General features: G+C 56.8%; 22 protein-coding genes. 11 read left to right on the top strand and 11 right to left on the bottom strand.

The features are described 5' to 3' along the window. Positions 1-89: 89 nt before the first annotated feature. The 5 genes from ACRESJ_RS05925 to ACRESJ_RS05905 form a co-directional block, all read right to left on the bottom strand. Positions 90-854 carry an ABC transporter ATP-binding protein gene (locus tag ACRESJ_RS05925; protein ID WP_431757073.1) on the bottom strand — a complete coding sequence of 255 codons (765 nt, stop codon included), beginning with the start codon at positions 852-854 and terminating at the stop codon, positions 90-92. A gap of 16 nt (positions 855-870) precedes the next feature. Then, complete coding sequence (locus ACRESJ_RS05920; protein ID WP_431757072.1) at positions 871-1,581, bottom strand: ABC transporter permease; 711 nt, start codon at positions 1,579-1,581, stop codon at positions 871-873. Further along, positions 1,578-2,306 (bottom strand): ABC transporter permease, encoded by a 729-nt coding sequence (locus ACRESJ_RS05915; RefSeq protein ID WP_431757071.1) that lies wholly within the window; start codon positions 2,304-2,306, stop codon positions 1,578-1,580. Before ACRESJ_RS05915 ends, ACRESJ_RS05920 begins: the two co-directional genes overlap by 4 nt. Positions 2,307-2,566: 260 nt before the next feature. Then, positions 2,567-3,340 carry an ABC transporter substrate-binding protein gene (locus tag ACRESJ_RS05910; RefSeq protein ID WP_431757070.1) on the bottom strand — a complete coding sequence of 258 codons (774 nt, stop codon included), beginning with the start codon at positions 3,338-3,340 and terminating at the stop codon, positions 2,567-2,569. Positions 3,341-3,442: 102 nt separating this feature from the next. Further along, positions 3,443-4,636: a M20 aminoacylase family protein gene (locus ACRESJ_RS05905; protein WP_431757069.1), complete on the bottom strand. Its 1,194-nt coding sequence runs from the start codon at positions 4,634-4,636 to the stop codon at positions 3,443-3,445. A gap of 139 nt (positions 4,637-4,775) precedes the next feature. On the opposite strand from ACRESJ_RS05905, the gene ACRESJ_RS05900 reads away from it, so the two are divergent. From ACRESJ_RS05900 to ACRESJ_RS05890, 3 genes are all read left to right on the top strand, one after another. After that, positions 4,776-5,669 carry a LysR family transcriptional regulator gene (locus tag ACRESJ_RS05900; RefSeq protein WP_431757068.1) on the top strand — a complete coding sequence of 298 codons (894 nt, stop codon included), beginning with the start codon at positions 4,776-4,778 and terminating at the stop codon, positions 5,667-5,669. A 250-nt stretch (positions 5,670-5,919) separates the two neighbouring features. Then, the gene (locus ACRESJ_RS05895; RefSeq protein ID WP_431757067.1) at positions 5,920-7,200 is read left to right on the top strand and encodes a flavohemoglobin expression-modulating QEGLA motif protein; all 1,281 of its coding nucleotides are present in this window, start codon (positions 5,920-5,922) and stop codon (positions 7,198-7,200) included. Between the two features lie 197 nt (positions 7,201-7,397). Then, entirely contained in the window at positions 7,398-7,874 is a 477-nt protein-coding gene (locus ACRESJ_RS05890; protein WP_431757075.1) for a hemerythrin domain-containing protein, read from the top strand. Positions 7,875-8,244: 370 nt separating this feature from the next. On the opposite strand, the gene ACRESJ_RS05885 is transcribed toward ACRESJ_RS05890, so the two are convergent. Beyond that, entirely contained in the window at positions 8,245-8,529 is a 285-nt protein-coding gene (locus tag ACRESJ_RS05885; RefSeq protein ID WP_431757066.1) for a hypothetical protein, read from the bottom strand. Between the two features lie 420 nt (positions 8,530-8,949). Between ACRESJ_RS05885 and ACRESJ_RS05880 the strand changes: the two genes are divergently transcribed. The 4 genes from ACRESJ_RS05880 (at position 8,950) to ACRESJ_RS05865 (ending at position 11,554) form a co-directional block, all read left to right on the top strand. Then, positions 8,950-9,363, top strand: coding sequence for a hypothetical protein (locus ACRESJ_RS05880; protein WP_431757065.1), 414 nt, complete (start codon positions 8,950-8,952; stop codon positions 9,361-9,363). Between the two features lie 23 nt (positions 9,364-9,386). Next, positions 9,387-9,734, top strand: a complete 348-nt coding sequence (locus ACRESJ_RS05875) for a hypothetical protein (RefSeq protein ID WP_431757076.1) — start codon at positions 9,387-9,389, stop codon at positions 9,732-9,734. A 289-nt stretch (positions 9,735-10,023) separates the two neighbouring features. Then, positions 10,024-10,233, top strand: coding sequence for a hypothetical protein (locus tag ACRESJ_RS05870; protein ID WP_431757064.1), 210 nt, complete (start codon positions 10,024-10,026; stop codon positions 10,231-10,233). A 190-nt stretch (positions 10,234-10,423) separates the two neighbouring features. Next, positions 10,424-11,554 carry an ATP-binding protein gene (locus tag ACRESJ_RS05865; RefSeq protein WP_431757063.1) on the top strand — a complete coding sequence of 377 codons (1,131 nt, stop codon included), beginning with the start codon at positions 10,424-10,426 and terminating at the stop codon, positions 11,552-11,554. A 37-nt stretch (positions 11,555-11,591) separates the two neighbouring features. On the opposite strand, the gene ACRESJ_RS05860 is transcribed toward ACRESJ_RS05865, so the two are convergent. Together ACRESJ_RS05860 and ACRESJ_RS05855 are read right to left on the bottom strand one after the other, a co-directional pair. After that, positions 11,592-12,230 (bottom strand): eCIS core domain-containing protein, encoded by a 639-nt coding sequence (locus ACRESJ_RS05860; protein WP_431757062.1) that lies wholly within the window; start codon positions 12,228-12,230, stop codon positions 11,592-11,594. Then, the gene (locus ACRESJ_RS05855) at positions 12,227-13,111 is read right to left on the bottom strand and encodes a LysR family transcriptional regulator (protein WP_431757061.1); all 885 of its coding nucleotides are present in this window, start codon (positions 13,109-13,111) and stop codon (positions 12,227-12,229) included. The genes ACRESJ_RS05860 and ACRESJ_RS05855 overlap by 4 nt, the downstream gene beginning before the upstream one ends. 166 nt (positions 13,112-13,277) lie before the next feature. On the opposite strand from ACRESJ_RS05855, the gene ACRESJ_RS05850 reads away from it, so the two are divergent. The 3 genes from ACRESJ_RS05850 (at position 13,278) to ACRESJ_RS05840 (ending at position 16,522) form a co-directional block, all read left to right on the top strand. Continuing rightward, complete coding sequence (locus ACRESJ_RS05850; protein WP_431757060.1) at positions 13,278-14,633, top strand: MFS transporter; 1,356 nt, start codon at positions 13,278-13,280, stop codon at positions 14,631-14,633. Between the two features lie 15 nt (positions 14,634-14,648). After that, positions 14,649-15,104, top strand: coding sequence for a type II 3-dehydroquinate dehydratase (locus tag ACRESJ_RS05845; protein ID WP_431757059.1), 456 nt, complete (start codon positions 14,649-14,651; stop codon positions 15,102-15,104). Between the two features lie 122 nt (positions 15,105-15,226). Next, complete coding sequence (locus tag ACRESJ_RS05840) at positions 15,227-16,522, top strand: OprD family porin (protein ID WP_431757058.1); 1,296 nt, start codon at positions 15,227-15,229, stop codon at positions 16,520-16,522. A gap of 61 nt (positions 16,523-16,583) precedes the next feature. Here the strand turns inward: ACRESJ_RS05840 and ACRESJ_RS05835 are convergent, their stop codons facing one another. Together ACRESJ_RS05835 and ACRESJ_RS05830 are read right to left on the bottom strand one after the other, a co-directional pair. Then, the gene (locus ACRESJ_RS05835; protein ID WP_431757057.1) at positions 16,584-17,042 is read right to left on the bottom strand and encodes a hypothetical protein; all 459 of its coding nucleotides are present in this window, start codon (positions 17,040-17,042) and stop codon (positions 16,584-16,586) included. 171 nt (positions 17,043-17,213) lie between these two features. Further along, a complete protein-coding gene (locus tag ACRESJ_RS05830; RefSeq protein ID WP_431757056.1) occupies positions 17,214-18,062 on the bottom strand; it encodes a hypothetical protein in 849 nt (282 codons plus the stop codon). Between the two features lie 159 nt (positions 18,063-18,221). Here ACRESJ_RS05830 and ACRESJ_RS05825 point away from each other — a divergent pair, with 159 nt between their 5' ends. Further along, a complete protein-coding gene (locus ACRESJ_RS05825) occupies positions 18,222-18,842 on the top strand; it encodes a LysE family translocator (protein WP_431757055.1) in 621 nt (206 codons plus the stop codon). Positions 18,843-18,923: 81 nt separating this feature from the next. On the opposite strand, the gene yddG is transcribed toward ACRESJ_RS05825, so the two are convergent. Then, the gene (gene yddG / locus ACRESJ_RS05820; RefSeq protein ID WP_431757054.1) at positions 18,924-19,823 is read right to left on the bottom strand and encodes an aromatic amino acid DMT transporter YddG; all 900 of its coding nucleotides are present in this window, start codon (positions 19,821-19,823) and stop codon (positions 18,924-18,926) included. Positions 19,824-20,044 lie beyond the last annotated feature (221 nt).

The following is a 20,044-nucleotide window of genomic DNA, read 5'->3' as shown; positions in this document are numbered from 1 at the left end:
GGCGTAGTGTCAATCAACATTGATGTCGACTGACACTACGCCTTCGCGGGCAAGCCTCGCTCCTACAGGGGATGATGGCGATTTAAACCTTACTTCAGGTTACCGCTGAGGAATTGCTGCAAGCGCTCGCTCTTGGGATTGCCCAACACATCCTCGGGCGCGCCCTGCTCTTCTACGCGCCCCTGGTGCAGGAACAGCACCTGATTAGACACCTTGCGGGCAAAGCTCATCTCGTGGGTGACCATGATCATGGTGCGGCCCTCCTCGGCCAGCCCCTGAATCACCTTGAGCACCTCCCCCACCAGCTCCGGGTCCAGGGCCGAGGTCGGCTCATCGAACAGCATGATCTCCGGCTCCATGCTCAAGGCTCGGGCGATGGCGACGCGCTGCTGTTGGCCGCCGGAGAGAAACGCCGGGTATTGCTCTGCCACCCGGGCCGGCAAACCAACCTTGTCCAGATAGCGCCGGGCGCGCTCCTCGGCGTCCTTTTTGCTGACCCCCAGCACCCGGCGCGGGGCCATGGTGATGTTCTCCAGCACGGTCATGTGGCTCCACAGGTTGAAGTGCTGGAACACCATGGCCAGTCGCGTGCGCAGGCGTTGCAGTTCATCGGCGTCGGCCACGCGCATGCCGTGGCGGTCATGGACCATGCGGATCGGCTGGTTATCCAGGCTCATCGCCCCGTCGTTGGGGGTTTCCAGGAAATTGATGCAGCGCAGGAAGGTGCTTTTGCCCGAGCCACTGGCGCCGATCAGGCTGATCACATCGCCGGTCTTGGCGTTCAGCGAAACGCCCTTGAGCACTTCGTGGTTGCCGTAGCTTTTGTGCAGGTTTTCAACGGTCAGTTTGTACATGTGCAAGCCTCCTGAATTAATGAGCCGGGCCAAGGAAAGACAACCAGCGACGTTCAGCCAGACGGAACAGGCCGACCAGAGAAAACGTGACGGCCAGGTAGATCGCAGCCGCGATACCGAAAGACTGGAAGGTCAGGAAGGTGGCCGAGTTGGCATCCCGCGCGACCTTGAGGATATCCGGCACGGTGGCGGTGAAGGCCACGGTGGTCGAGTGCAGCATCAGGATCACTTCGTTGCTGTAGTACGGCAACGAGCGGCGCAAGGCCGACGGCATGATCACGTAGGCATACAGCTTCCAGCCGCGCAGGCCATAGGCCTTGGCGGCCTCCACTTCACCGTGGTTCATGCTGCGGATCGCCCCGGCGAAAATCTCCGTGGTGTAGGCGCAGGTGTTCAGGGCGAAGGCCAGGATGGTGCAGTTCATCGCGTCGCGAAAGAATGCATCAAGCACTGGCTGGGCGCGGACCGCGGCGATGCTGTAGATCCCGGTGTAGCAGATCAACAGCTGTATATACAGCGGAGTGCCGCGAAACAAGTAGGTGTAGAACTGTACCGGCCAGCGCACCCAGACATTGCTTGAGACACGGGCAATCGACAACGGTATCGACATGAAGAAGCCGATGAAGATCGACGCGCTGAGCAGCCAGAGTGTCATGGCCAAGCCGGTGATGTTCTGGCCGTCGTTGAACAGGAAGGGTTTCCAGTATTCCTGCAGTAGCTCGATCATCGTACGGCCTCCCGGGTGCCTGCGGCGTAAAAGACTTCCAGCCGGCGCAAGACGTAATTCGAAACGGTGGTGACCGCCAGATAGATCAGGGCCGCCAGCACCAGAAAGAAGAACAGTTGATAGGAGCTTTTACCGGCGTCCTGGGCGACCTTGACCAGATCGGCCAGGCCGATGATCGACACCAGCGCGGTGGCCTTGAGGATGACCATCCAGTTATTGCCGATGCCCGGCAGGGCGAAACGCATCATTTGTGGAAACACCACCAGTCGGAAACGCTGAAACCGGGTCAGGCCGTAGGCCGTGGCCGCTTCCATCTGCCCCTTCGGCACGGCGAGGATGGCGCCACGGAAAGTTTCGGTGAAATAGGCCCCGTAGATGAAGCCCAAGGTAATGACCCCGGCGCTGAACGGGTCGATCTCGATGTATTCCCAGCCCATGGCTTCGGTGAGGTTGGTCAGCCAGGTTTGCAGGCTGTAGAAAATCAGCAGCATCAGCACCAGGTCCGGCACGCCACGGATCAACGTGGTGTAGACCTGGGCTGGCATGCGCAACAGCGACGACCTGGACAGCTTGGCACTGGCGCCGATCAGCCCCAGGCCCACGGCCACCAGCAAGCACATGAAGGATAACTTGACGGTCATCCACGAGCCTTCCAGTAACAGCGGGCCAAAGCCCTTCAGGCTGAAGCCGGACAGCCCCAGAATCTGCAAGAGATCATCGGTCATGGAGCACCCCCTTGTCGGTGGTGGCAGACACGCAGGGAGCCGATGCAGAAAGGGTCAGAAAGGTTTTTTTCATTGTTTTTTTCCTGAAGACCAACATGAGCGCTTGCGGCGCACGGGTATCGAACCTCACAAGCCCCGGACCCAGGTCGTGAACAGACCGATGAGTCCAGATGCCGGCCGACTCTAATGCAGCTATCTCTACTTGTACAGACAGGCATAAGCATTTGGTCGGACGGCCTCAATATCCGTACGCCGGTCGGCTACCCGTTGTTGATATCGAAATCGAAATACTTGGCCTGGATCTTTTCGTAAATACCGTTGCGGTGAATCTCAGCCAGGGCCTCGTTGATGGCCTGTTTCAATTCGGTGTCTTCCTTGCGCAAGCCGATGGACGCCCCGACACCGAGAATTTTCGGGTCATGCACGGCCTCGCCGGCAAATGCGAAGTCACGGCCCTGCTCGGTTTTCAGGAAGCCCATGTCCGCTTGCACCGTATCCTGAAGTGCGGCGTCCAGGCGCCCGGACAGCAGGTCCTGGTAGACCAGATCCTGATTCTGGTACGACATGACGGTCACCCCATTCGCCGCCCAGTGAGTCTTGGCGAAGACTTCCTGGGTCGACCCCATCTCCACGCCGATCCGCCGGGCCTTGAGCGATTCGACCACGGGCAGGATGTCCGTGCCCTTCTTCGCGACCAGAGCGGATGGGGTGTGGTAGATCTTGTCCGAGAAGTCGATCTGCTTCAGACGCTTTTCGGTCACGCTCATGGACGACAGAATGCCGTCGAACTTCTTCGCTTTCAGGCCCGGGATGACGCTGTCCCAAGGGCTCTCCACCCATACGCATTTGGCCTTTAGCTGGGCACAGATGGCGTTGCCGATGTCGATGTCGAAGCCCACCAGCGTACCGTCGGCAGCCCGGGATTCGAACGGCGCATAGCTAGGGTCGACACCGAAACGGATCACCGTCCAATCCTTGGCATGGGCGGCGCTGGCAGCCAGAAGCAGGGCGAGCGAAATCACGAGTTTGTTCATTGGAAACTCCGTAGACAGGTTCATTCAAGGCAGCCAGCCGTGGTGTTGTTCTGTTTGAGTGAGGCTGGCCGAGGGGTAAATCGAAGTCGCGGTTCTATTCGATTACGGCTGCGCCAGATAACGCTCCACCAGACGCGCCCAGTAGGCGGCGCCGATCGGCAGGTTGCTGTCGTTGAAGTCGTAGCCGGGGTTATGCACCATGCAGCCGTCTTCACCGTCGCCATTGCCCAGACGCAGGAAGCAACCGGGACGGGCCTGCAGCATGTAGGCGAAGTCTTCACTGCCCATCAGCAGGTCGGTATGGGGCACCACCTTGTCGGCGCCGATCAGCTCCTGGGCCACCGCGATCGCAAAGTCGGTTTCGCGGTCGCTGTTGATCACCACCGGGTAGCCCATCAGGTAATCAATCTCCACTTGGGCGCCGTAGCTGGCAGCCTGTTGCTGCACCAGCTCGGTGATCCGCGACTTGAGCAAGGCACGCACCTCGGCACTGAACGAACGCACGCTCAATTCAAGCCTGGCGCTGCCGGGAATGACATTGTTCGCGGTACCGGCCTGCAAGACGCCGACCGTCACTACAGCGGGCTGGGTGGGCTCGACGTTGCGCGCCACGACGGTTTGCAACGCCATCACGATGCTTGAGGCCACCACCACCGGATCGATCGTCAGGTGTGGCCGCGCCGCATGGCCGCCGTTGCCCTTGATGGTGATGTAGACGTTATCGCCCGCCGCCTGCAGCGGACCGCGGCGAAACAGCATGTTGCCCGCCGGCGCGCCCGGATGGTTGTGCAGCCCGAACACCGCGTCGCAGGGAAAACGCTCGAACAGGCCGTCCTTGATCATGCTCAGCGCACCGCTGTTGATGCCGTGTTCTTCGGCCGGCTGAAAGTACAGATGCACGGTGCCGGAGAAATTGCGCGTTCGGGCCAGATAACGGGCCGCTCCCAGCAACATGGTGGTGTGACCATCGTGACCGCACGCATGCATCTTGCCGGCATGGCGGCTGGCGTATGGCAAGCCGGTTTGTTCAAGAATCGGCAAGGCATCCATGTCGGCGCGGATGCCGATGCTGCGTGGGCCATCACCGACGGTCAGCGAGCCGACCACGCCGGTCTGCCCAACGCCGGTGGTCACGGCATAACCCCACTCCTCCAGTTTGCTTGCCACCAACCCTGCCGTCTCCAGCTCTTGGTAGGCCAGCTCGGGATGCTGATGCAGGTGGTGGCGTATCGCGCGCAAATCTTCGGTCGACTCGGCGAGGTCCGCGACCTCACAGTAACGTTGAGTAGTGTCCATATTGCTTGGCTTCTCTTTGTTGTGATGCCCCGCCGGGCGGGGTGTGAAGCCACAGTAGAGATTGCCGCATGCCCTGAAAAGATGTAATTTTTTTGAGTGTGATCAGTTTTATTTATCATTAAACAGCCGTGCAGAAGCCATGAAAATCAACCAGCTACAGGTGTTCGTGACCGTCGCCGAAGAAAAGAGCCTGCGTGCCGCCGCCCGCTGCTTGAACCTGACGCAGCCCGCAGTCACTCGCAGTGTCCAGGAGCTGGAAAGTGACCTGGGCGTCGTGCTGATGACCCGCAACGTGCAGGGCATCGAACTGACCGAGTTTGGCATCGCCCTGCAAACCCGGGCTCACCAGATACTCGAAGATGTGCGACGTGCGCGGGAAGAACTCGCTCAGATCAAAAACGATCTGCGCGGCAAGGTCAGGGTCAGTACCACCTCGACCATTGCCTTGAGCCTGCTGCCAAAAGCGCTGGAGCAATTCCAGAACACCGCCCCGGATGCCGAGTTGACCTTCCTCGAAGTCAAATTCCCGCAAGCGGTCCAGCATCTGCGCGATGGCTCGCTGGATTTTGTCGTCTCCCACGTGCTGCCTGACATGCTTGGCGAAGACCTGATCAGCATGCCGCTGTTCTCGACGGATTTTGTGGTAATGGCGCGGGCAGGACATCCGCTGGCCGAGGCTCGCCAGCTCACAGAACTGGCGGACGCCCAGTGGTTAAGCACGGTCCCCTCAGGCGGGTTCCAGCACAGCGTGATGGAGGCGATGTTCGAGCATGCCGGGCTGCCTCTGCCACGTCGGATCATCCAATGCTCATCATTCGCCATCGCGCTGGGCCTGGTCACCGGCACCGATTCTTTGGTGCTGTTCTCGCGACTGTTGGCCGGCAGCATTGCCGGTCTAGGGTTGCAGCAGATCCCGTTAGAGCAGACACAGCCCGCACTTGAAATGAGCATCATCAAGCGTAAGGGCACGCTGCTTACGCCGGTGGCCCAGCGGTTTGTGGAGTGTTTGCGGGCAGCGGTAAAAAACAGTTGACGCGCTATGCACTCCTACAGTTTTTTGCGTCGATTACAAATCCTGCATTCCACGCAGACCCTGTAGGAGCAAGCTTGCTCGCGATGGTCGTTTACGATGACGTTGGCTGCCTGACACCCCGCGGTGCCTGGACTTCCTTCGCGAGCATGCTCGCTCCTACAGGGGGCGTGTCGGCTGACCACTGCCACGGAGCGTCCTGGCAGCGACTAAGCTCTTGTGATGACTCCTTGTTTTCAAAGAAGACCTATCCATGAGCGATTCGCTGTCGGAACTTGATGCCGCCCTGCCCGTTCTCGCCCGCAAGATCCGTGTGCTTGAGGCCCTGGCCTGGCCGGATGGCGTCGAGGAAGACTTTCTCGACCGCTGGCGCAGCGGACATGCACGACTGCCCGAGGTCGAGGTGCATACGCGAGAACTCAGTTCAGAGATTGCCGCCCTGGAATCTTTCATTGGCCGTTGCGACAAGGGGCACCCGGCGGGGAATTTCCTCGCCGTGACTGCCCAGAGTTACGCCACGGCCGGGCGCATGCTCGGAGCGATCGGCACGCCCGCGTTCACACAGTATTCATCGGCACTCTATCGGCGTCCGGATTTCCCCTATGCGCGATTGAAACTGAGCATGCTCGACGCCGCCCGATTCTTCCTCAAGACCACCGATGCGCTGCTGGGCGGAACCCGTATTCCACCGAGCCATGCGGACATTCCGGCCGATACCTTCGCCGATTGGATGCGGCCGGAACTGGACCGGTTCTTCGGCGTCGGAAAAATTTCGGTGGTGCTCGATCCGTCCCTTGCGGCCAAGGCGATTGCCGGGTCGAGCCGCATCCGTCTGCGCTCCAGTGCCCTGTTCTCGGAACTGGACAAACAGCAACTGCTGCAACACGAGGCCTTCGTGCATGTAGCGACCGCGCAAAACGGCGCGCTGCAACCCAATCTCAAAAGCCTTGCCCTGGGGGCGCCACGCACGACCCAGACCCAGGAAGGCATAGCCACACTGGCTGAGTTGTTCACCGCCAGCATGGACATCAATCGCCTGCGGCGCCTGGCCCTGCGAGTGCTTGCGGTCCAGCAGGCGCTGGACGGTGCCGATTTCATTCAGGTCTTCGAGGGTTTTCTGGCGGCGGGTCAGTCAGAGGAGGAGTCGTTCCGTTCGACCCAGCGGATCTTCCGTGGAGCGGACTTGCGCGGCGGCTCGGCCTTTACCAAGGATGCCGCGTACCTGACCGGGCTGCTGGGCGTGCATACCCTGTTGCGCCTGGCGATCCGTGATAACCGTCCGGAATTGGTCGCTCGTTTATTCGCCGGTCGCCTCCACTTGGGGGACACGGTGCGCCTGGGACCATTGTTCGAGTCTGGCTGGCTACAAGGGCCTGTGCACGTCCCAGACTGGGCGAGCGATTTGCGGCGCTTGGCCGCCAATCTGGCGTTCTCGGCCTTTATCAACCAAATCGATCTGAACCTGTTGGATATGGAGTTGTTCATGGCGTTTGCGGACGAACACGAAGCCGATGCCAGTGCCAGTGCACTGTGATGTTGTTGGGGCTTGGATGGCGTCGTGCCTTGGTTTTCTGCAAGGTTTAGGAAGGCGCTTCTTGCAGATTGCACGCCCTGTTTTTTGCACGGCCCTTTCAAGTCGCTGATTTGCGGGGTGTTGGCAACATGATGCGGTTGGCACAGGAAATGCGAAAGGTTCTAAGGACAAATTCCGTACAGCCTGAGGCAGCCAACATGAACGCGATTGATCTTCTGAAAGCCGACCACGAGAAAGTGAAAACCATCCTGGGCCAATTGAGCGAATCGACTGATAGAGCGACTAAAAAACGCGTCGAACTCCTGGATAAGCTGGAGATGGAGATCTCCATCCACACCAAACTGGAAGAGGAAATCCTTTACCCTGCCTTCAAGGAGGCGGGCAGCAAGGAAGAGGACGTCATGTACTTCGAAGCCAAGGAAGAGCACCGCACTGTGGATTCGCTGGTGTTGCCTGATCTCAAGCAAACCGACCCAGGCACGCCAGAATTCGCCGGACGGGTAAAAGTCGTCAAAGAGTTGTTGGAGCATCACATCGAAGAGGAAGAAACCGAAATGTTTCCTCAGGCGAAGAAGTTGCTGGGTAAAGCCAAGCTCGATGAGCTTGGGGAGCAGATGGAAATGATGAAAAGCAGTTTTAGAAAGGAATGGGCCGCCAGCCACATGGCCGCGTGACCTGTAGGAGCTGGCGCAGGCTGCGATCTTTATAAAATCAAAAGATCGCAGCCTCGTTGCACTCGTCAGCTCCTACAGGTATCCGCGTCGAGCACAAATTCTGTGCACACCCCTGATACCTGTGGGAGCGGGCTTGCCCGCGATGGGGCCAGCACCTTCAAAATCATCGTCGCCTGACACACCGCCATCGCCAGCAAGCCGGCTCCTACAGTTGAACTGCATCGAGCACAAATTCTGTGCACACCCCTGATACCTGTGGGAGCGGGCTTGCCCGCGATGGGGCCGGCACATTCAACATCATTGTCGCCTGACACACCGCCATCGCCAGCAAGCCGGCTCCTACAGTTGAATTTCGCGTGGCTACTCAGCCTTAGTCGATATCCGTCGCAACCAACCTGTTCGAGCGCGAAACAGGCAGTGGCGGAAACTGCTCATTGAGCAGCGCAATGTGCTCCAGAGCCTCACGAAACATCGCTTCAGCTTTAGCTCGCAGCTGCAAATATTGAAGGAGTTTCTCACTGTCGAAATCCGGTTGATCAAGCATGTCCAATGCGCAGCGGCTAAGCGCATTGGCTTCCTCGAACAGTTTTTTATTTTGCTGCATCGCAAAGCGTCGGCAGGCTCTGAGCTGTGCAGGTGAATATTGAGCATACATGGAGCGCTTTCCTCTCGGAGGCGGCTCATCTTCTTGAGAATGGCTCGGGCGAGCCGAACCCGTTGCCGAAACTCGACAAGCTTTTACCTGCCGATGAGGCTGTGACCTCAGGAGTTCAATGGAAGATCAATGAATTTGAATCTCGCCGGGCGGAAAGATCCAACGCTGCGAAACCCGTGAAAATTGGATGCGCTACCACTGGTAAACCGGAAGGAATTTATTGCAAAGGCTGCCTCTCTGACTTTTACACCAGGGACAATCAGTGGGTACGACGATGACCGCCTTGCACAGCATTACCGATCTATCCTCGAGGGCGCCTACTTGCACAAATGACACAGCGTCCATCTATCACGTGGCGCTCAATTGTGACGTCAATGCTCACACAACCCTGCTGACGGATGTTTTAAATAATCAACTCGATTGCGTAAGTCATCTGCCCTGTCCTCTACCCGACGACGTCAAGGACTGGCCAGCCAGTTTGACTTGATTGTCGCCAACCCACCCTACATGCAGGACACTCAGCAGCGAGCCTATCGCCACGGCGGTGAAAACCTTGGCTCGGATCTTTCGGTGAGAATCGTCGCGCAAGCGATCGAAAGTCTCACACCCGGTGGAACCCTGTTGCTGTATACGGGGGCGCCTTCAGTCGAAGAGGTCGATATTTTCCTGGAGCATGCCCACCCGTTGCTCGATAGAGCTGATTTGAGCTGGTCTTACAAAGAAATGGACCCGGACGTTTTTGGCGAAAAACTGGAAACCACGACCTACGCCAAGGCAGAACGGATCGCCGCCGTCGTATTGACCGTCACGCGGTTGGTTTCCACCAACAACTAATCGACTACAGCGGAAAGTGACGCTTGAGTGCCTTTTCCGCTGTTCATCATTCCCTGATAAACATGACGTTGTCTCAATACTCCGCTGCTTGCGGCAAACTCGTGAAAACAGGCGATGCGATTTCAATCTGTGCCTGGAACATCTCGTACGCAAAACTCTCGCCTAACGCCGCTTCACCCCACAACCGACCGAAGGCGCTGAATCGGGCATCTTCAGTGCTTGGCCTTTCTTGGCCTAAAGACGCAGACAGCGACACTCGGCGTATCGATGAAACCATTTCCCCCTCTTCCACCCGAACCAAAGAACAGGAGGTCGAGGCGCTCAATCGAAAAACGGCCGAGATCGAACGCAAGGTGGCGGATGGTAATTAGTATCGAGAGTGTTTGCTCGTGACGACGGCGGGAGGCATTGCGCCTCCCGCCGTTTTTATTGCGTCTTAACCCGGCAAAACGATCATTGATTGATCATGGCACTGCATACAACTTCAATCGTTTCCACCAGTTCTTCGTATTGGACTGGTGTGGTCAAGCGTGGGAACGATATCGCTGAGTTGCACGCGCTAGTGCACTACGGCCATATGTCCGGGAACACTCTAACCCGGCAGGATTTGAACCATAATTCGGTAAACGCAGCCAGGAAAGCCTCTTTCAGGGAGCCTGTATGTCAGCCAATGATGACTTGATTGAATGGAATACCCACTGGCGTCTCGCCGCAGGCATCGTGTCGTGCAAGGCATGCAAGGCTCAGCAACGGGAAATTGACCGCTCGGCACCGTTTTCCCATCATCCTGGCTGTGGACAGGCCGCCAAGAGCGGGCTGCCGTGGGATCAGCTTGACCTGATCTGCCATACATTCAAGCACGCCACATAACCCGTTTTAACGACTTGAAAAGGCTGCCAATGCCGGGTTGCCTGACTTGAAACGACACTCTGATTCTTTATATCGATCCCCTGAAACTCCCTGTTTTTTTGGACTAGGCTTACTCCGCGACCCAGACTTGCAATGCCTTATGTTTTATAGAACAAGACTCCTATAGATCAAGGGGATAAGGAGAAGTAACGTGCGGCTTTCACAGTTCATATTCGCGAACATTGAATCGATTTTGAAGGAGTGGGAAAACTTCGCCCGGACTGTAGATACCCCCTATCCGGTCCTGGACACGAAGGGACTGAGAAACCACGCTCGTCAAATCTTGACGGCCGTCGCCCTGGATATCCGCACATCGCAAACGGATCAGGAGCAATTCGATAAATCCCAGGGGCTTGGCCCTGTCAGCGAAACCGAAACACCTGCCCAATCCCATGCGGTGCTGCGCCTGGTCGATGGGTACAGCCTGGATCAGATGGTCTCGGAATATCGCGCGCTGCGCTCAAGCGTACTCAGACTTTGGCTGACCCAAGCCTTTGTTGGCGATGAGCATCAACTTCAGGACATGATCCGTTTTAATGAAGCGGTCGATCAGGCGTTGGTGGAGTCTATTGCGTCCTACGGCAGTGCCGTGGAGACCACGCGAAAACTGGTGTTGGGTGTTCTGGCCCACGATCTGCGTTCCCCGCTGGGCGCCATCATGATGTCGGCGGATCTGCTGCAACGCTCCGAACGGCGACTGGACCCCAGCCGCCAAGCGAACCTGACGTCGCAGATCAGTGCGAGCGTGCGGCGTGCCAACTCGATCGTCAACGACCTGACCGACCTGGCACGCTTCAACCTCAGTAACGGGATACCGGTTAGCAAGCAAACAATCGACCTTGGCCCTCTTTGCCAATCCGTTTTGGAAGAGGTCACCGCCTGTAACCCGCAAAGTCAAATACTCTTCAATATCAAGGATGCGGTCGCGGGCAGGTTTGACCCGTTGCGCATGGGGCAAGTCTTCACAAACCTGATCAGCAATGCCGTGCAACACGGGGATAAGCAACAGCCTGTCCAGGTGACCCTGGCTGGAGACGCTGATCATATTTTCTTCACGGTGCAGAACTTCGGTGACCCTATTCCATCCAGTGCACTGCCCTATCTTTTCAATCCCGAAGGGCGTTACTCCAAGTTCGCGGATAGCGACCAAGGAGCCTCGGCAGGCTTGGGCCTGGGTTTGTTCATCGCGGCAGAAATCGTCAACGGGCACGGTGGAAACATCGACGTGGAATCGACGCTGGAAAACGGAACGATTTTCAGCGTCACGCTACCTCGCGCCTGATACTCGCTCGCCTATCCTCGCACCGAAGGGCCATTCACTATTGGCTGCGCCCTTCTGCAGTGCCTTCCCGTAGCACGCGCCCTACCTCAAGTTGTATGGCATACGCCGGCGCCTCCACGGCGTTGAAATCCTGCGTATAACGCTGTGCAAAACCCTCAACGCCCCATTCCTCATACTGCTGCACATGCTTGAGTTCGTGGGCCCAGAGTGCAATGTTCTGCTCTGCGTCTTGAGGGTCTCGGAAGATGATGATGTCGACCAGCGTCACCGCTCCGACATCGGGGTTTTGCAGCATGGCATTGGCGGCGTTGAATTGGCCGTTGTCGCTGATTTTGTATAGCACTGCATCCAGAACACTGGGCTTATACCAGCGCAGCAGTTGCTCCCTTACGGGCTCCGGGATGGGTTGAGTGCCAGCAGTGGCGGCTTCAGCGCGGGACTGGTTCAGCCATAGCGCCAGGGCTGGCCATGCAATCTGGTAGACGCTGTCAGGCAGGCTGGTGATCGGGCCGAGGTCTGGCAGACAAATACAGCCGTCCAGACAAATCTGTTTCTCGCCGGGTGGGCAGGTGCCGGTTTGCGCCGACACATCAAAGGTCAGGCAAAGGATCAGGAGCGCGATAAGACGCGTGCTAATGAGTGGCTTCTTGAATTCTCGTTGATATAAAAACATCATCCCCAGCCACGAGCCTCTTCAATAAAGTGCAGCACAGCGCTTGAACGCTCGTCGATCCGTGAAATCAGCGACAGCTCACTGACCATTTCCGGTTGGTCCAGCGCAACGATCCGAATCCCCGGCATGGTCAGCCGGGTCATCGTTTCCGGCACGATGCTCAGGCCAATGCCCGCCGCGACCAACCCAGGAATACTCATCAGCGAAGGTACGTACATGATGTTCTTGGGATGCAATTGATTTTGCCGGCATGCCTGAAGTGTATGTGAGGTCAGGCCGATACCTGCGGTGTCATGGAGAAAAACGAACTTCTCGTGCCGCAGCATTGCTAACTCACCGGTAAAACTCTCCGCCAGTTCATGGTTGTCGGGGATCAACAGCACAAGGCGCGATTGGCTGAAATGATGGGTGCGCAGGCGATCGGGCAAGTGATCCTTGAACACCCTGGCAAACGCCAGGTCGAGTTTATGGTCAAGCAACATGTCGAACTGCGCACGAATACCTGCGTCCACCAGCGACACTTTGACCTCGGGAAAGGTGCTGAAGTAATGCCGCAGCAATTGCGGCAGATTGGCTTCGAACAACGCCGAGTGATAGCCGATGTTGATCTCGCCCACCTCTCCCCTGCGCGCACGTCGTGCGGCGGCGGTTGCCAATTCGCTGGATTCGATCGATTGTCGTGCATGGGGCAGGAATGCCTCGCCTGCGGCCGTCAGCGCCACGCCACGATTTTCGCGCCGGAACAGCGCCAGCCCCAGCTCGGACTCAAGGGTTCGCATCAACTGGCTCAGTGCCGGTTGCGCAATGCCCAGTTGCTCGGCAGCCCGGCTGAAATGCTGAAGATCGGCCGCTACAACAAAGGCTTTCAGATGACGCAGTTCCATCATGCACACCCATAAGGTTAGCTTATTGATTTATCGGGTTTTCGATAATTATTCTGCAAGCAGGATGCGTTAACGTCTACCCACTTCAACGTTTCCTGCCAACGCCTTTGCCAAAGCGGGATCGTTTGAGTCATCCATAACCATAAAAACAACGACGAGCACCTCAATGAGCACAATCAGTCATCAGACTCATGATTCGCGCATGCCTCGCAAAGCGGTAACCGCCGCGACCGTTGGTACTGCCCTGGAATGGTTTGACTTCACGCTGTATGGCGCGGTGTCAGCAACCATTTTGCCTAAACTGTTTTTCCCGGCGATGGAGCCGACCGCAGGCCTGCTCGCCTCGCTGGCCACCTTCGGCGTTGGCCTGGCCGCTCGCCCATTGGGCGCTATTACCTGTGGTTATCTGGGCGACAAATTGGGCCGCCGCAACCTGATGCTGGCGACCGTGACCCTGATGGGCCTGGCATCGGTGCTGATGGGCCTGTTACCCACTTATGCTCAGATCGGCATTTGGGCACCGATCCTGCTCGTTCTGTTGCGGATCATCCAAGGCTTCGCACTGGGCGGTGAGTCCACCGGTGCGCAACTGATGGCACTGGAGCACGCCTCCCCAGACCGACGCGGACGCTATTCCGGCTTGCTCGGTCTGTGCTCACCCCTCAGCCAGATATTGGCCAACGGCGTATTGATGGGCCTGGCAGCGACACTTTCAAGCGAGCAATTCGAAAGCTTCGGCTGGCGAATCCCCTTCTTGCTGAGTTTCGTACTGGTGGTGGTCGCGATCTTCATCCGCCTCAAAGTCGATGAGACCCCAGCCTTCGTCGCCTTGAAAAAGGCCCCGGTCAAGCAGGAAAAAAGCCCGCTCAAGTCCGCTGTGGGCAGCCACTACAAAACCATCCTGCGCCTGATGTTTTTCTTCTGCTCGCCCGCTGCACTGTTCTACCTGGTCGTGATCTTCTCCCTCAGCTACCTGACCAAGCACCTTGGCTTTAGCCAGTCGACGGGTTTCATGTCGCTGATGGTGGCGAACATTTGTGCGATTTTCGGTGCGCTGGCCGGTGGTTATCTGTCCGATCGTTGGGGCCGCAAAAAGGCGCTGGCATTTGGTTCGTGCATGACCTTGCTGATCCTGTTCGTCTACTTCCCGATCCTCAACACGCTAAACGTTGCCGCCATCATGGCAATCATGGGGCTGTTTTTGGGCTTCACCCAGTTTCAAAGCGGCATTCAACCCGTGGCATTTGCCGAAGCGTTCCCGACCCAAGTGCGCTACTCCGGCTCGGCACTGGCCTACACCGGCGCCAACCTGGTAATAGGCGGCCCAATGCCAATGATCGCGGTGTATCTCATGAGCCAGTCGGGCAACTCGCCATGGCCGCTGGTGACGCTCTGTGCCGTGATCAACCTGATCTCGCTGGCGATGATCGTCATTGGCCCCGAAACCAAAGGGATCGATCTCAATGCCGTTACCGAACCCGACGCTGTCGACTCATCCGCTACCGCCATTCTTTCCAAATAACGCAGCAGGACGACCATGAACCGCACTGTCTTCATCCTCAACGGCCCCAACCTCAACCTGCTGGGTCGCCGCGAGCCACACATTTACGGGCACACCACCCTCGATCAGATACGCCAACGCAGTGAACAACTGGCCGAGCAATTGGATCTGGTTTGCGACTTTCGCCAGACCAACCACGAAGGCGTAATGGTCGACTGGATTCAGGAGGCTTTCGAGCAAGGCGCGGCCTTGATCATCAACCCGGCGGGCTTGTCCTTTCACTCGATCCCGGTGCTGGATGCGCTGAAACTGATCGACGCACCGCTGATCGAATTGCACCTGTCGAACATCCACGCGCGGGACGAACTGCATCGCCACTCAATCATGTCTGGCGTGGTCAATTCGGTGATTTGCGGCATGGGCGCCGACGGCTATCCCCTCGCCATCAGGGCCATTGACGACCTGCTTCGTCGGCAGTCGCTCAACGCCTGATCCGCTTCTTCGCTAAACCGCGGTCCCTCGGCAGAAGACTGCCAGGGCCACCTGCGCCTGAAATTCAGGTGCAGGCTGAAAAACTCCCGAAAAAAACAAGAATTCACTGCGAGAGAACAACCATGCGTCACACCCCTTTTCGCCGTAATGAGCTTGCACACCACTCACTCATCGGCCTGACCCTGGCCATCGGCGCGAGCACCGCAGCCATTGCCCATGCTGACGAAAACAGTGGATTTATCGAGGGTGCCACCGCCACCCTCAATCTGCGTAACGCCTATATCAACCGCAACTTCGTCAACCCCGCCTACCCAAACAGTGCTGCACCGCAGAACAAAGCAGAAGAATGGACGCAGAACTTCATCCTCGATGCGCGCTCTGGCTATACGCCAGGGCCGGTAGGGTTTGGTGTCGATGTATTGGGGCTTTATTCGCAGAAGCTCGACGGGGGCAAAGGCACCGGCGGTACGCAGCTTTTGCCGATCCATGATGACGGGCGTCCGGCTGACAATTTCGGGCGGCTGGGTGTGGCTGCCAAGGCCAAGGTTTCAAAAACGGTGGTCAAGGTCGGTGAATGGGTGAGTACCCTGCCCATCCTGCGTTCGGATGATGGTCGTTCGTTGCCGCAGACTTTTCGTGGCGCTCAGGTCACCTCCCAGGAGATCGGTGGACTGACGCTCTATGGCGGCCAAATCAGGCAGAACAGCCCACGCAACGATGCCAGCATGGAAGACATGTCCATGAACGGCAAAGCGGCGTTCACTTCCGATCGTTTCAACTTCGGTGGCGGTGAATACACCTTCAACGACAAGCGCACCACGGTTGGGCTGTGGTACGACCAACTCAAGGATATCTATCAGCAACAGTACTTCAGCCTGAGCCATAGCCAACCTGTGGGTGACTGGACACTGGGCGCCAACCTGGGCTTTTTCACGGGTAAGGAAGACGGAGCCAGCCTGGCCGGAGACATGGACAACAAGACCGCATTCGGCCTGTTGTCTGCAAAAGTGGGAGGCAACACCTTCTATGTTGGCCTGCAGAAGCTCACCGGTGATACCGCATGGATGCGGGTCAACGGTGCCAGTGGTGGCACACTGGCGAACGACAGTTTCAACTCCAGTTACGATAACCCGCAGGAACATTCCTGGCAGGTACGCCACGATTTCAACTTCGTCGCCGTTGGCATCCCGGGCCTGACCATGATGAACCGTTACTTGAGTGGCGATAACGTGCACTCGGGCGCTATCACCGATGGCAAGGAATGGGGGCGTGAATCTGAGTTGGCCTACGTGATCCAGTCCGGTGCCCTGAAAAACCTTAGCGTCAAATGGCGCAACTCCAGCATCCGCAAAAGCTTCAACACCAATGAGTTTGACGAGAATCGGTTGTTTGTGAGTTATCCGATATCGCTGTTGTAACGCGGAGCAATTGGTAACTACAAAAACAGCGCAGCCCTCATGGGGCTGCGCTGATTTTTTCTTATTTCATTGTGAACTCTACCGCCCACTCTTTAGTTACGTAATTCACTGACGTGGTGGTTGCTGTACAGGTAGCACCACCGCTGGCGGTTTGAGACTTGTTCCACCTTGGGGTTTTCACACCACCAGGACCAATTGCGTTCACGAATGTGGTGGTGAAGACGCAGGTCCTACTGCCGATTTTGTAACGAACGCTTGCATAGTTGGAGTCAGGTGAGATTTGGCTCTGCACGGTGTAGGTATTCGTTTCTCCAGCATTGATCAACGTAAGCGGTTTCGGCCTGGCATTTACGTACGTACTGTTCTCGTTAGCAGATACTTTCGAATAAGCCGCCTGAGCTGACCCCGAAACTCCCACGTGCTTGAAGGTCACGGTTACACTTGGGCCGGCATAGGCGGCTCCTGACCCCAGCAATACTGCTGCGGCGACCGTTGCAACCAAAAATTTGTAAGTGTTCATAAAATACGCTTCCTTGTGTATGTAATTATGCATAGCGACTCACTGTCGTTATTGCCGGGTGCGAAGATCGTTATAGGTTAGCCCTACAGAACCCCTACCACCCCTGAAGCATAGTGACTTCCCGAAAGGAATAGTAGTGATTATCAACTGCATAATATGTATCAATTCATATCAACCATTAGCCTTTAGAGCGTTCTGAGATAGAAACTCGACGAGGGATAAAAATTTGCGTTGTCCTTCGGCTTTATCAGTTAAATATTTGAAATCAAAGTTTATATCCTGCTGCAGATCGGATGCATAACCTTCCGGATATTGAGTCTGCTCGATGGGGGGCAAGCTCTTGTAATGCTCAAGTATCTGTTCAAAAAAGTTAGTCCGCTTGCCAGTTGCATTGTACTCATCTGTCGATCTTTGGATGACCTGACGCCGCCAGACCTCTTCTTGTCTGTACGATTCCGACCAAGCCGCGCGACGCTCGTTTACGGTGAACTCCCCACCCTCATCATAAATAATCAGTGAAAGCTGATCCCGTGACATACCATGAAATGGGTTCGTGCCAATATCATTAACGAAAGCGGTGGCTTTAAGGGCGCGCGCCAGCAGGTAGGTATCATCCGTATCTGGCACCTCGGCATCATTCTTGTCCTGGTTGAGGTAGTAATGGGTTCCTGCCACTTCATCCGCAATACGTGCCGCATGCTGCCCGAGCTCTTTGAAGCTTAATGAGGAATCCCTCAACGTCGCACGCGTCGAGGCTTCACTCAATTGCCGAGCAAGGGTCGATAAAGTACTAACGGCAGTAGATTGACCGGCAGTAGCAACCGCCGTTCCAGTATCCACATTAGTTGCTGATCGGGTTTTCTCTACGGTGTTCGTGGTGCTCAAGTTACTATTCGGGGATATTGTATTAATTGTAACCACGTCATTCTCCTTGATCCAAACTCGCCCCAGTACAAACGCTGCTTGTACCGCGCAGCTCTCAAGAAACTTTAACGGCATCACAAAGTAGCGCTTTAGCATTGAAGTTGAATCTAAATGTAAATAACTGTTCGGCGATACCAGCTATATCAAAGTTATTTTGACCTGGATGGCGACTCACCCACCGCGAGCCCCTATCAACCATAACCACCCACCCCTGTGCTAACGTGCGCGAACGTTCACTTTGCAGCCACTAAAACCATGTCCATCGCCGACAATCTCCTTGCCTTTACCTTCGCAGCCACGCTGCTGACCCTGACACCCGGCCTCGATACCGCTCTTATCTTGCGGACCGCAACGGTGGAAGGCAGGCAACAGGCGTTTCGCGCCGCGTTGGGGATCAACGCCGGTTGTTTGTTATGGGGCGCCGCCGTCGCCTTTGGCCTGGGTGCTTTGATCGCAGTCTCGGAGATAGCCTTCAATATCCTCAAATACTGCGGCGCGGCTTACCTGGCTTGGCTGGGGCTGAATATGCTGTTGCGTCCGCGCCGCTCTTTATCGCCCATCGAATCGGACGCTAAACCTAATGCCAACTGGTTCCTCAAGGGCATGATGGGTAACGTCCTGAATCCCAAGATCGGCATTTTCTACGTTTCTTTCCTCCCGCAGTTCATCCCCCAAGGGCACAACTTGATTGCCTGGACATTTGGTCTGGTCAGCATTCACGTCGTACTGGGTTTGATCTGGTCTTCGACCTTGATTGGCGCCACTCAACCGCTGGCCAGCATTCTGCGTCGGGAGAAAGTGATCAAGTGGATGGATCGGGCAACAGGCATGATTTTTGTGCTGTTCGCGGCTCGGCTGGCCTTTAGCAGGCGTTGAGAACCGGCTGCTCGACATTCGTTGAAATAACCATCCCCAAGGCGGTGCAATAAATCCCACTGCCTCGGGGATGGCCGACATTCAAGCTGAAGCCGTGCGCTGTCGAGTGGCCTGCCAGCACACGAGCGACCCTGCGGTCACCAGCACAGCTCCCTGCCAGAATTGCACATTCAGATGAGCCCCCAACCACACCGCTGCAAAGGCTGAGGACAAAACAGGTGCGGAGTAGGACGCGGTCGCCAGCAAGGTGAGATTGCCGCGCAAAATGCCGATATTCCACAGGGCATAGCCTCCTGCCATGGCGATGCCGGCAGCAACCAGTTGCAAGCTGCCACTCAGGGTGAACGCGGGAAGCACCTCACTGCTCAAGGCGTATTTCAACCAGAGGACGCATGCGGTCAGGACGAAAAACAGCCCCACCAGGCTTTGTCCGCCGGCATAGCGCCGAGTGACATTGCAATACAGTGCAAAGGTAATCGCGCAGGCTAATGCAAGGCTGTAGCTCAGAGGGTTGGACGCCACATTGGCGACGATGCCTGGCAGAGACAACCCGTCACCACTGACCACCCACACGATGCCAAAGAGCGCCAGCGCCGTGCCTGGGACAATGATCCAGCGTGCCTTTTGACCATTCATGACGATGGCAAGCAGCACGGTCAGGCAGGGCCACAGATAATTCACTACGCCCAGCTCGATGGCCTGGTTGCGGTTACTGGCAAAACCCAGGGCCAGCGAAAGGCACACTTCATAAGCAACGAAAAGCCCGCTCCCCACGATCAGATAGAACCTGGACGTCGAGCGCAGGCGCGGTTTCCCCAGCAGGCCGATCAGCATGAGCGCGCCTAATGTGTAGATCAAGGCGGCGCCACCCAGCGGCCCGAAAATTTCGCTGACGCTCCTGATCAGTCCGGCCGCGGTGCTCCACAAAATAATCGCCACTAACCCACACGCTGTGGCGGCACGTTCGCCTCTGATCTGCATAAACCCCTCACGTCAAAATTGTCGGGAGTCTATCAAAGAGCGGATCCAACCGTGCTCGCGCAAACGCAGACGCACTATCCCCGGACACCCGGGTCCTACCCATACCGTGCCCTGAACGGGCTGATTGGACCTGTGGTCTAGAATCAGGTCGTTCGTCTTTAAATGTTCAAATTCAGATAAGGATTGTCTCAGCACGGATGCCAGCAGATCAGCCGCAGAAG

This window comes from Pseudomonas sp. (genome assembly GCF_050739655.1).
Classification (GTDB): Bacteria; Pseudomonadota; Gammaproteobacteria; order Pseudomonadales; family Pseudomonadaceae; genus Aquipseudomonas.
Note: the sequence above shows the minus strand (reverse complement) of the source record. Positions and strands in the feature narration are given on the sequence as shown.